Here is an 11,386-nt window from a genome sequence, read left to right on the forward strand (position 1 = left end):
AACCTTCAACCCCCCAACCTACCCTACGGGAAGGCCAAAGGCCAACAACCCCCCAACCTTCAACCTTCAACCTTCAACCTTCAACCCCCCAACCTACCCTACGGGAAGGCCAAAGGCCAACAACCCCCCATACCCCCTGGCATAGTACTCCGTATCAGGCCTTGCCAGAGGTCTATGTGCAAAATGCTAGCTTAGAAATTGCTTGGTCAAACGTGGTGCTGGAAGAGTATACAATTGCTGGAAAGGTGATTATGCCATTTATTACCCATGATCATGAGGGATTAGATATTAATGACTTGAAGGATTGGTGGTATCTGGAATATTTAATAGCACAGGGAGAAGCTCACTTACCTGTGGTTTCCCAGAAACCAATTTAGTCAAGGTAGGGAACAGGGAACAGGGAACAGGGAACAGGGAGTAGAGAAGAAATAAGAGGAAAGTTGTAAGTGGAAAAAAACTTGGTCAATCGTTACTATTAAAACAGATATATTGGTTTAAAAATTAGTTATAATCAATTTAGTTTTAATTAATTAAAATCATGAATTACGGCGGTTTGCATAACTATCAGGTACACAGAATTTTTCTCCACTCCCCCCCCCTCCGCACACTCCCGATTCCCGATTCCCGATTCCCGATTCCCGATTCCCGATTCCCTAAAACCAAAAACCAAAAACCTGACCAATAACCAACAACCCCAATAACCAATAACCAATGACAAATCTATCTCTAGTCCCGTTTCGGGAGTTTGAACGCCTCAAGGATTTAGACATTACTCCCGAAACTCATACTGAGCTTTTTGCTACCTACTGTCGAATCAATACCTTATATATGATAAAACAGGCGGGTTCAGGGCATATTGGTAGTAGTTTTAGTAGTTTAGATATTGTTTGTTGGCTGTTTTTAAATGAATTACGGGTTAGGAAAACTAACTCTAATCAACCACGGGATATTTATTTTTCCTCTAAGGGTCACGATGTACCGGGTTTTTACTCGGTTTTGATTGGCCATGGTTTGCTGGAGTTTGAGCTTATCCATAGCTTGAGGCGGTTAGATGGACTTCCTGGCCATCCAGATATTTCAATTCCGTTCTTGGAAACGAATACTGGTTCCTTGGGAATGGGGGTTTCTAAGGCTAAGGGGATGATTAGCGCAAATCGGCTGATGGGTCGAGAGGGAAATGTTTATATCTTAACTGGGGATGGGGAGTTGCAGGAGGGTCAGTTTTGGGAGTCTCTCCAACCAGCAGCAAATCTGGGACTCCATGAGATGACTGTGATTGTGGATCATAATAAAATCCAGTCCGATACTTGGGTGTCCCAAGTGAGTGACTTGGGGGACTTGGAACGGAAATTTGCGGCCTATGGCTGGTATGTTGACCGCTGTGATGGCAATGATGTCAAGGCTTTAGGGAATGCGATCGCAAAATTGAAAGCAGTCACTAACCAGCCCAAAATCCTGATTGCTGACACCATTAAGGGAAAAGGAATCTCCTTTATGGAACACACGGCCATCAAACCAGAAGACAACTTATATCGCTTCCATAGTGGCGCACCGGATGATGAAGCCTACACGACCGGAGTCGCAGAACTAATTGCTGCTGCCAATACCCAATTGGAACAAGTTGGAGCATCCCCCTTAGCATTGGAGATGCTATCCTATGCCAAACCTGCTGTAGCTGATGGAGCGCAACGACTGGTTAGTGCCTATTCCAAAGCTTTGGTTACCCAAGCAGAACGGAATCAAGACCTGGTAGTACTCGATGCCGATTTAATGCTCGATTGTGGGTTGATTCCCTTTAAAGACAAGTTCCCGAAACGGTTCTTTGAGTGTGGCATTGCCGAACAAGATATGGTATCCCAGGCCGGGGGGATGGCACTGAAAGGGTTACTGCCGATCGTGCATTCCTTTGCTTGTTTCCTATCCACCAGACCCAATGAGCAAATCTATAATAATGCTACCGAACGGACTAAGATTATTTATGTTGGCTCCCTAGCTGGGTTGCTACCAGGTGGTCCTGGTCATTCTCACCAATCGGTAAGGGATATTTCTGCCTTAGGGGCGGTACCGAATATGGTGATGATTGAACCAGCTAATGAAGCAGAAGTATCCCTTGCCCTAGACTACTGTTTGCATCGAACTATCAGTAGTTGCTATATAAGGCTAGTCTCGATCCCCTGTCAGATTCCCTATCAATTGCCAGAGGATTATCAGTTGGAGTTGGGTCAGGGGATTGCCTTAACTGAGGGGCAGGACGCTATTTTATTTGGTTACGGTCCCGTGCTGCTGCCACAAGCCTATCAAGCTGCCCAGTTATTGGCTCAGAATCACGGTATCACCCTGAAAGTAGTGAATTTGCCTTGGCTAAATTTTGTAGATTTAGACTGGTTGGAGCAAATCCTCCAAGGTTACTCCTGGGTGTTTACCCTGGATAACCATTATGTAATAGGAGGACAGGGAGATCGGATTGTAAGTGGTTTGGCAGAATTAGGATTGTCTGGGCAAATACAGGTAAGGCAATTTGGAGTATTTGATATTCCTAAATGCGGTCAAAATCAGGAAGTGCTTCGTGCTCATGGGCTAGATGCTGAAAGTTTAGCATTTGATATTAATAAAACTATGATGTAGCATTTTTAGTTAAGTTGTGAATATACTCCCTCCAGCAAAGGCAAGAGGCAAGAGGCAAGAGGCAAGAGGCAAGAGGCAAGAGGCAAGGTAAGCATTCAGCCGTGAGCTTTTAGCTCACGCTACGGGAACAGCTTACTTAAAATAAACCTTGAACGGGAGAATTTAATAGTTCCAGATTAATCAGAATGGAAAGTATGGGGAAAAGCACATCTAAGCATATGCGCGTAGCGCATATGCTGAAAACTGAAAACTGAAAACTGAAAACTGATAGCTGATAGCTGATAGCTGATAGCTGATAGCTTACATAAATGTTATAATAATTAACGGTAATTAAATAACAACTATTGCCTCAAGTTCTAGTACCATAGAAGTGTAATGACTACCGTTTTATTTTGGGACATCGACAGCACTTTATTAACCACAAAACGAGCCGGGATATTTGCCCTAGAAGAGGCGGCTAGTGAGGTAATTGGTGAAACGGTTTCACTGACAAATATAGAAACTGCAGGCATGACAGACCCAATAATTGCCGCTAATATTCTCAAGCAGTACGGTTTGTCCCCAGAACCGAAATTGGTGGATCAACTGCTGAAATACTACGTTAACTACTTGCCTCAAAGTTTGCCCCGCCGAGAAGGATATGTCCTGGAGGGGGTAATCGAAATTCTAGATGCTTTGCATGATCGAACTGATGTGGTTTCGATGTTGCTGACAGGAAATATCGAAGCAGGAGCATTTGCAAAATTAAGCTATTATGGCTTGGCTGATTACTTTAGTGGTGGTGGATTTTCCGATAAAACTGAAACTAGAGTTGATATTGCCCAACAAGCTTTAGCGATCGCATCCGAGAAGTATGGCGCGATTCCATCGGAAAAAACTTACGTGATTGGCGATACTCCCCATGACATTCACTGTGGCAAAGCCATTGATGCTCGTGTGATTGCGGTTGCCACTGGTAAATATGACCAGGAGTCCCTAGAGGAACATCAGCCCTGGTGGACAATACCATCCCTGCCATCATCAACAGTGTTTATGGAAAAGATTGGCTTGAAAATTTAGAATTAAGAATGCAGAATGCAGAATGCAGAATGTAGAAGGCAGAAGGCAGAAGGCAGAAGGCAGAAGGCAGAAGGCAGAATTCTTAATTCTTAATTCTTAATTCTTAATTCTTAATTCTTAATTCTTAATTTAACCACTATCCCATCCCTGCTGATTGCAACGCCATCTCCATCAAAATCTGATGAGCGGATTCTTCTTTAACCCCTTGAGCTGGCCGTCGTTGGATATAGGTGCCATCAGGCTGTAAATCCCAAGCTTGACGGTTATCTGCTAACATAATTGCCAGGATTTCTTCCAAATCTTTGGTAATCTCTGGGTCTTCCACTGGTGTCACTGCTTCTACCCGTCGATCCAAATTACGACGCATCCAGTCTGCACTGCCAATATAGACTTCCTCTTGACCCTGATTTTGGAAGTAAAAAATCCGTGAGTGTTCTAAAAAACGACCCACGACACTCACCACACGGATATTTTCACTGACTCCTTTAAGACCAGGACGCAGACCACAAATTCCCCGCACAATCAAGTCAATTTTTACACCAGCTTGTGAGGCGTTGTAGAGGGCGGCAATAATCTTGGGGTCTAGTAGGGAATTCATTTTGGCAACAATACGACCTGTTGCCCCGTTGCGGCAATGTTCAATCTCGCGCTGAATCATTTTGATCATGCGATCGCGTAAACTAAATGGTGCGACCAACAACTTTCGATAAGATTTTTGCCGTGAGTAACCGGTCAAAGAATTAAACAAATCTGTCAAATCTGCTCCTAAATCATCACGGCAACTCAATAGTCCTAAATCAGTATATAGTTTGGCAGTCTTAGAATTATAATTCCCCGTCCCAATGTGAACATACCGACGAATTTTATCTCCCTCCCGACGCACCACCAGCACAATTTTGGTGTGAGTTTTTAAACCCACCAAACCATAGACTACATGGACTCCAGCCTGTTCTAACTTTCTTGCCCAGACAATATTATTTTCTTCATCAAAACGAGCCTTTAGTTCTATGAGTACCGACACTTGCTCACCATTTTCTGCTGCTCTAATCAAGGCATCGATAATGGGTGAGTCACCAGATGTGCGATATAGAGTCATTTTGATGGCTAGGACATCTGGATCTTGAGTGGCCTGGGTAATAAAACGCTCTACCGTTGCGCCAAAGGAATGATAAGGATGGTGTACCAGCAAATCCCTACTGCGAATCACGCTGAATATATCTTCCACATTCTCGTCCCCTAGGGGAAACCGCAGGCGTCGGGGTACCACTGGTTCCCACACAGGGTCTTTCAATTCTGGCCGTGGCAATGCCATCAACGACATCAAGTCACCCAGTGCCAACAGACCGTCGAATTCATAGACATCGGTTTCTTCAAGTTCCAGCTCTCGCATCAGGGTTTTCCTGACTAACTTGGAGGTGGTCACAGGAATTTCCATGCGCACGGCAGAACGTCCAAACCGTCGTTTCCGTAGTTCCTCTTCAATCGCTATCAGCAGGTCATCTGCCTCGTACTCCTCTACTGTCAAATCAGCATTGCGGGTAATGCGGAAGGGATGACACTCCTGAATCTTCATCCCTGGAAACAGAGATTGTAAATTATGGGCAATGATTTGTTCGAGAGGAACACCAGTCCAACTAGTCGTTTTTCCATTATGTTGTTGCTGCAATTTTTCCGGGAGGGGAACAAAGCGCTTTAAGACTCTAGGAACTTTCACCCGAGCAAACAATTCTGCTCCCGTTTCCGGGTCTTTGACCACTACCGCCAGATTCAAACTGAGATTGGACATGTAAGGAAAGGGATGGCTGGGGTCCACAGCCAGGGGAGTCAGAACTGGAAAAATTTGCTCAGAATAGTAGTTTTCCAGGTAATTCCGCTGTTTCTGGTTCAAGTCCACGTAGTCGAGAATGTAAATCCCGGCTTTGGCTAGCAGCGGTCGCAGTTCCTGCTCACAGTGTTGATGCTGTTGAGTTACCATCGGTAACAGCCGCACTCTGATGGCATCGAGTTGTTCACTGGGTGTGCGACCATCGGCTGTCCGTTTACTAACTTGTGCTTCCACCTGTTGTTTTAAACCAGCCACCCGCACCATAAAGAATTCATCAAGGTTCGAGCTAAAGATGGCCATGAACTTCAGACGCTCTAACAGAGGTGTTCGGGGGTCCGTTGCTTCATGTAATACTCGGTTATTGAACTCCAACCAGCTCAGTTCTCGATTGAAGTAATAGTCAGGGTCACTCAGATTAAGCTCAATTGTGGTCTGTTCTGTGGTCTGTTCAAATTCAGGCGTATTATTTTGAAATTGAAAATGGATATTTTCAACGTCAGACTTATTCTTTTTAGCTTTACCCATGATCCTCAGAGTTAACCCACTTGATCAGGCTGTTTTGTCGCAACGAGAGAATAGTCTTCCAGATTGTAGCGTTAAACGAACCTCAAGGATTAAACACTTCGTCTTCTCTACCTACCCACCACTGACCTAAATTCATCAAATCCTGGTGAATATCTTCTAGTTCTCTGATATAAGCTTCCGATGATAGGGTGGCGCGCCGCTCCTGAAGCTTCTTCAGGCGCAGTTGCACAAGTAACCAGGGTTTGGAGATGCCGTCAGTAGCTTCTATATATTGCGCTAACTCTTTACTATTCATGAATTTAACTTGAAATTTGTCTAATTTTTTAATTAAGGTAACATGTAATGTTAATAACTGTAAAATTATTTTTATTTAGGATAGTTATCTGGTATAATATAATTCTTTGACAACTCAGTGAAGTCAGTGCGATGCTCCAAAAGAGCCGCTACGCGATTGGCCGTAGGCCACGCTACGCGAACGCTAAACTCTATGAGATCTCCCCATCTCCCCATCTCCCCATCTCCCCATCTCCCCACACCCCCCACACCTCCCTCTCTTTCCCGATTCCCTATCTTCAAATCGACTATCGCTTTAGAACACAACTTGCTATAACTTACTATGGGTAGGGGGGGGATGGAATAGATTGGGCTAACTACGTTAGTTAACTAATGTCAAAAACCCTGATTAGCCATTGGCTATCCTGGAGCTATTCCTCCCTTACCGATTTTTACCACGTGCTCTGACCACAAGCGAACTCTAAAAAATATGTTGAAAAAAGTTATTGCCCAGCTCAAAGAGTGGTTCCCTGCTCCAGAAGTCCATGCCCACTGCGATGGACCTTGCGGGGTGTATGACCCAGCTGCTGCACGTATCACCGCTGAGGCAGTACTCTCCATGACCAAGAAGATCCTTGATCTTCAGCCAGCGAGTAATGATCCAGCGGCAGTAGTTGCTTACCAAAATACCCTATCCCGGTTCATTGCTATTAAGGAAGAGCAGGCTCAGAAGACCAAAGAGGAAATACTGATCCTGTGGACAGACTATTTCAAGCCAGTACACTTGGAGCAGTTCCCAGACCTACACGATACCTTCTGGAAAGCCGCAAAGTTATGCTCTGCCTGCAAGGTGGAAGTTAGCCTTGAGCACGCCAATGAGCTACTCGATGCAGTAGAGAATATCCACAAGATGTTCTGGGCAACCAAGAATCGCGATATTGTCTGGTATAAAGCTAGCTAAACCTCAGAATGTAGAATGTAGAATTAAGAATGTAGAATTTAGAATGCAGAATGTAGAAAGCAGAATCTAGAAGGCAGAAGGCAGAAGGCAGAAGGCAGAAGGCAGAATGTAGAATTCTTAATTCTTAATTCTTAATTCTTAATTCTTAATTCTTAATTCTTAATTCTTAGTTCTTAGTTCTTAGTTCTTAATTCTACATTCTTAATTCAAATGCTTTTTACCAAAAACAGTATTCCTGAGCTAGCACTGTTGATATTGCGAAAACGGTTGCGCTTCAGAGTTACAGGAGGATCCATGATTCCCCTGCTCCAACCAGGAGAGGAGCTCTTAATTGATCCGAGAGCTTATCGGCACATGCCGCCCAAGGTTGGTGACATTGTTGTGGCTAGACACCCTTACCGAAAGCAGTTGCGATTGGTGAAACGGGTAACTGTGGTGCTGGAAGATGGACGTTGTTTCCTACAAGGAGACAACCCAATAGAAAGTACCGATAGCCGCTCTTTTGGTTTAGTGGATTCTCAACAGATTATTGGTAAAGTAACCAGTCGTTTTTTTTAGTAGTTTTCTGTAACATCCCAAAGCTATTCCTTGGAATGCCTTTTTGGTTTTACCCACGCAACTCGCCCAAGAATTAGTAAGCCAATGGCTGAAGGAGAACCGACGAACAGATGAAGCGCCTGCTGTCCGGTAACAATCAAGGCCATACCAAAACCAACGGCAATCAGATTTGCGAATAATGGGAATAGAAAAACTCGCCAGTCCCTCATAACTACGTACCAGTTATAGACAAAAATTATCGAAGGAACTAATTGCACCAACTGCATTAATTCTTTGCCCTCTTGCACACCATAAAGTAGGGGAACAGCAACCATGCTGGCAACTAAGATCAAATCCAGAAAGCGGGATTTTTTCAGTCCTAGGGCAATCAAGCACATGCCAGCAGTAATGAAGGTATAGAATAGCCGATTGAGATCAGAAACTTGGCTGACATAAACCCAGTCATCCCCGATGTGTTCAGCGATTTCGTAGGAGTTAGCGATCGCAAAACAAGCATAGCCACAGTAGATCAGTGGTAGCGATCGCACCTTGACAACAGAAGTATAGAATTGACTCCAATAAGAAAAAATCCAGATGTTAACCGCAGCAACCAGATAGACCGATAGATGGGCGGCAATTATTGCCAATTTCAACAACGTGGGCATTGATTAGAGTAGTGTGATATCGTCTCTAGGAGCATAACTATCATAGTAAGAATTCAGCTATCAGCCGTCAGCAGTCAGCTAATGCGCTAGGGCGTGTTTTCAAAGTTTTCCGCAAGATTATGATCCCCCCCAGCCCCCCTTAAAAAAGGGGGGAGCCATACTCAAAGTCCCCCTTTTTTAAGGGGGATTTAGGGGGATCTCCGAGGCAAGAAAACACGCCCTAGGCTCACGCTACTGAAGGTGTTTATGGGAGTAAAGTCCCAGCGCTGGTGGGGTGAATAATCTGGTAGTAAAGTTCTAAAACTTCAGTGACGGTGAGATAACGCATTAAGCCAGTCGGCGATAAAGTTCAGCATTTTTATGCAAAACGTATGCTGTAGCATCATTAAAAGACAGTTCTGACTGAGTTAAATATTGCTCAACACTCATCAACACTAACTCTTCTATAGAAACATTCAGGTTAGCTGCAATGTCTTGGAGTTGTTGCAAACGCTCATCCGGTATCGTAATCTGGATAGAACTCATAGCCATTAAAGCTTTATCGGGTATGGCAATTATAGCATTAATGAACAGGTGGGCAACATTGTCTTTCACAGAGCTACCCCATACCCGGTCACCCTTTTTGCCGTTATCCTACTTAATTCCCTGACTTCACGAATTGCAGTTCATAGAGATAAGCATACCTTCCCCCTTGAGCAATTAATTCGGTATGGGTTCCAGTTTCCACAATCTCACCTTTTTCCAGAACCACAATTAAATCAACATCAGCAATAGTAGACAGTCGATGAGCAATCACTAAGCTAGTGCGTCCTTTAAAAAGCTGTTTAATAGACTCTTGAATCAGTTGTTCTGATTCAGAATCTAGAGCCGAGGTGGCTTCATCTAAAATAACAATTTGGGGATTTTTCAGCAAAACTCGGGCGATCGCAATCCGTTGTCGCTGTCCTCCTGATAGTTTCACACCCTGCTCACCAATAATGGATTTATAACCATCAGGGAAATCCATAATAAAATCATGGGCATTGGCAGCTTTTGCTGCTGCTTCAATTTCCTGATCTGTGGCATCTAGCTTACCGTAAGCTATGTTCTCTCTTACTGTGCCGTAGAGCAGTAACGTTTCTTGGGGCACGATGCCAATATGCGTTCGCGTAGCGTCGGCTTCGCCGAATCGCAAGGAACTTAAACTAATATCTTGTAGATCATGTCCATCAAGTAATACTCGTCCCTTTTGGGGATCGTAAAACCGAGCGGCTATTTTAGCAATAGTGCTTTTTCCCGAACCAGAAGAACCTACTAAAGCCACTGACATCCCCGGTTGAATGTCTAAATTGAAGTTTCTGATCACTGACTGATTGTTGTGATAAGCAAACTCCATCTCTTCAAATTTGAGATTGCCCTGTATCGAGGTCAAGTTAATCGCATTTTCCTTCTCTTTAACCTCTACTTTGGTATCTAAAATCTGAAAAATTCTTTTGGCTGATACTCCTGATATTTGGATAATATTGACTAATCCATTAAACCGATTAATCGGTTTATTTAAAAGGGTGACATAGGTTAACAGGGCTGCTAATTCCCCAATAGTCAGATGGCTAACCATCACTCCCCAAGCACCGAAAACTAATGTCAGTAAATTCCCCAGCTCATTCAGGGTATTAATAATCGGTACGAATATAGACCAAAACCGAGTTGCCTTAAGATTTTCTTCCCGATAGTTACGACTAAATTCAGTAAATCGGTCAATTTCATACTGCTCGTTACCAAAAGACTTGATAATTTTGATATTCGAGATAGTATCTTGTAAGTGATTACTAATTAAATCAGCTTGATCGTTAACCGATTGATAGATTTTTTGTAGTCTTTTCTGAGAAAATTGTAAAATATAAATGATGAAAGGCCAGGTAATGGCAATCATGATTGCCAGCAGCCAGTTACTGACAAGGATATAAATTAAAACGACAATAAACGCAAAACTATCGATTAATATAGCAATTAAATTAGCAGACAGTAATTGCCCGACTATATCCACATCTCTTGCCAACCGTGACATTAATTCGCCCGTGCGTTGGCCTTCAAAAAAACTAATGGATAGACCTTGAATATGTTGATATAAATCTAGGCGAATGCTCTCAATGGTTTTTTGTCCGAATACTTTGATTGCATAGAGTTGAAAAAATAGCAAAGCACCGGCTGCTAAAGTCATAGATAGGATAATTACTCCTACCCAAGGCAGCATATTAAATTGTTTTTCGGGAATCACTACATCTATAACATAGCGATTAACTTGGGGAATAAAGAAGTTTATAAATGAAGCACAGATAGTTAAGACTATAGCGAATAAAAAGGGTGCTTTATGCTGCCAACCATAGTCAAATAGACGCCGGGATAAATGCGTCTCTAGTTCTTCCGGTACTTTCTCTATTTCATTATCTGTCTTATTATCTGTATCTGTATCTTGAACATTATCTAGCTTTTCTTCAGATTTTTCTAGATTATTATCTAATTCTTGTTGTAACTTTTCTGCTTCATCATTAGTAACTTGAGGGATTTGATCAGCTTTCATTATGACCCATGGGTGAGGAGAATTTCAGCAATAGCTTGAGAAATGGGGCTGGGGGGGCGACAAGCGCCCTGTAACCCTTGATATATCTTAAATTGACCAAATTATGGTAAAAAAAGATAGGTCATAAATTGTCAATACGACCTATCAATTGAAAATGCTACCAAAATTATATCAAAAACATCTAAAAAATCTACTTTGTGAATCTCAATTATTGTTTTTTTACCTTATAATAATAATTAGACAAGACACCAAAAATATAAAACTTGAAAAAATCGCAGAGTCACTCCCTTTACCCATTCAATTTCAATCACGACGTAAAAAACTACAGAGATTTTTGTCTTTGCCAGTATTTGATG

12 protein-coding genes and 1 pseudogene are annotated in these 11,386 nt (G+C 42.9%); 7 read left to right on the forward strand and 6 right to left on the reverse strand.

Features of this window, described 5'->3' with window-relative positions; all coding sequences use genetic code 11:
* The 4 genes from F6K46_RS34695 to F6K46_RS34710 all read left to right on the forward strand — a co-directional run.
* The coding region (locus F6K46_RS34695; RefSeq protein ID WP_293117856.1) for a hypothetical protein at positions 1 to 377 on the forward strand (377 nt) is incomplete at its 5' end.
* Positions 378 to 538: 161 nt separating this feature from the next.
* Entirely contained in the window at positions 539 to 685 is a 147-nt protein-coding gene (locus F6K46_RS34700; RefSeq protein WP_158069774.1) for a hypothetical protein, read from the forward strand.
* 26 nt (positions 686 to 711) lie between these two features.
* Positions 712 to 2,625, forward strand: coding sequence for a transketolase C-terminal domain-containing protein (locus tag F6K46_RS34705; protein ID WP_293063058.1), 1,914 nt, complete (start codon positions 712 to 714; stop codon positions 2,623 to 2,625).
* 375 nt (positions 2,626 to 3,000) lie between these two features.
* Positions 3,001 to 3,684 carry an HAD hydrolase-like protein gene (locus F6K46_RS34710; RefSeq protein ID WP_293063067.1) on the forward strand — a complete coding sequence of 228 codons (684 nt, stop codon included), beginning with the start codon at positions 3,001 to 3,003 and terminating at the stop codon, positions 3,682 to 3,684.
* A 136-nt stretch (positions 3,685 to 3,820) separates the two neighbouring features.
* Here the strand turns inward: F6K46_RS34710 and F6K46_RS34715 are convergent, their stop codons facing one another.
* The 3 genes from F6K46_RS34715 to F6K46_RS34725 all read right to left on the reverse strand — a co-directional run bounded on the left by F6K46_RS34715 (position 3,821) and on the right by F6K46_RS34725 (position 6,634).
* A complete protein-coding gene (locus tag F6K46_RS34715; protein ID WP_293063069.1) occupies positions 3,821 to 6,034 on the reverse strand; it encodes an RNA degradosome polyphosphate kinase in 2,214 nt (737 codons plus the stop codon).
* A gap of 82 nt (positions 6,035 to 6,116) precedes the next feature.
* A complete protein-coding gene (locus F6K46_RS34720) occupies positions 6,117 to 6,329 on the reverse strand; it encodes a hypothetical protein (RefSeq protein WP_008181887.1) in 213 nt (70 codons plus the stop codon).
* A gap of 71 nt (positions 6,330 to 6,400) precedes the next feature.
* Positions 6,401 to 6,634 carry a hypothetical protein gene (locus F6K46_RS34725; RefSeq protein ID WP_293063071.1) on the reverse strand — a complete coding sequence of 78 codons (234 nt, stop codon included), beginning with the start codon at positions 6,632 to 6,634 and terminating at the stop codon, positions 6,401 to 6,403.
* A 163-nt stretch (positions 6,635 to 6,797) separates the two neighbouring features.
* Between F6K46_RS34725 and sodN the strand changes: the two genes are divergently transcribed.
* Together sodN and sodX are read left to right on the forward strand one after the other, a co-directional pair.
* Positions 6,798 to 7,268 carry a superoxide dismutase, Ni gene (gene sodN / locus F6K46_RS34730; protein WP_293063073.1) on the forward strand — a complete coding sequence of 157 codons (471 nt, stop codon included), beginning with the start codon at positions 6,798 to 6,800 and terminating at the stop codon, positions 7,266 to 7,268.
* A 210-nt stretch (positions 7,269 to 7,478) separates the two neighbouring features.
* Positions 7,479 to 7,826 carry a nickel-type superoxide dismutase maturation protease gene (sodX, locus tag F6K46_RS34735; protein WP_293063081.1) on the forward strand — a complete coding sequence of 116 codons (348 nt, stop codon included), beginning with the start codon at positions 7,479 to 7,481 and terminating at the stop codon, positions 7,824 to 7,826.
* A gap of 23 nt (positions 7,827 to 7,849) precedes the next feature.
* On the opposite strand, the gene F6K46_RS34740 is transcribed toward sodX, so the two are convergent.
* The 3 genes from F6K46_RS34740 to F6K46_RS34750 form a co-directional block, all read right to left on the reverse strand.
* Positions 7,850 to 8,470, reverse strand: coding sequence for a hypothetical protein (locus tag F6K46_RS34740; RefSeq protein WP_293063083.1), 621 nt, complete (start codon positions 8,468 to 8,470; stop codon positions 7,850 to 7,852).
* Between the two features lie 327 nt (positions 8,471 to 8,797).
* Positions 8,798 to 9,064 carry a DNA-binding protein gene (locus F6K46_RS34745; RefSeq protein WP_293068743.1) on the reverse strand — a complete coding sequence of 89 codons (267 nt, stop codon included), beginning with the start codon at positions 9,062 to 9,064 and terminating at the stop codon, positions 8,798 to 8,800.
* A 43-nt stretch (positions 9,065 to 9,107) separates the two neighbouring features.
* A complete protein-coding gene (locus F6K46_RS34750) occupies positions 9,108 to 11,030 on the reverse strand; it encodes an ABC transporter transmembrane domain-containing protein (protein WP_293068740.1) in 1,923 nt (640 codons plus the stop codon).
* Between the two features lie 154 nt (positions 11,031 to 11,184).
* Between F6K46_RS34750 and F6K46_RS34755 the strand changes: the two are divergent.
* Positions 11,185 to 11,386: pseudogene (locus tag F6K46_RS34755) on the forward strand (IS4 family transposase); the annotation flags it as partial.

Origin of the sequence: Moorena sp. SIO3E8, assembly GCF_010692445.1 — a bacterium.
GTDB lineage: Bacteria > Cyanobacteriota > Cyanobacteriia > Cyanobacteriales > Coleofasciculaceae > Moorena > Moorena bouillonii.

What these genes read in the sequence shown, in the direction of transcription:
- F6K46_RS34740 (WP_293063083.1), bottom strand. Translation starts at nt 8,470, where the DNA reads ATGCCCACGTTGTTGAAATTGGCAATAATTGCCGCCCATCTATCGGTC.
- F6K46_RS34715 (WP_293063069.1), bottom strand. Translation starts at nt 6,034, where the DNA reads ATGGGTAAAGCTAAAAAGAATAAGTCTGACGTTGAAAATATCCATTTT.
- sodN (WP_293063073.1), top strand. Translation starts at nt 6,798, where the DNA reads ATGTTGAAAAAAGTTATTGCCCAGCTCAAAGAGTGGTTCCCTGCTCCA.
- sodX (WP_293063081.1), top strand. Translation starts at nt 7,479, where the DNA reads ATGCTTTTTACCAAAAACAGTATTCCTGAGCTAGCACTGTTGATATTG.
- F6K46_RS34750 (WP_293068740.1), bottom strand. Translation starts at nt 11,030, where the DNA reads ATGAAAGCTGATCAAATCCCTCAAGTTACTAATGATGAAGCAGAAAAG.
- F6K46_RS34710 (WP_293063067.1), top strand. Translation starts at nt 3,001, where the DNA reads ATGACTACCGTTTTATTTTGGGACATCGACAGCACTTTATTAACCACA.
- F6K46_RS34720 (WP_008181887.1), bottom strand. Translation starts at nt 6,329, where the DNA reads ATGAATAGTAAAGAGTTAGCGCAATATATAGAAGCTACTGACGGCATC.
- F6K46_RS34700 (WP_158069774.1), top strand. Translation starts at nt 539, where the DNA reads ATGAATTACGGCGGTTTGCATAACTATCAGGTACACAGAATTTTTCTC.
- F6K46_RS34705 (WP_293063058.1), top strand. Translation starts at nt 712, where the DNA reads ATGACAAATCTATCTCTAGTCCCGTTTCGGGAGTTTGAACGCCTCAAG.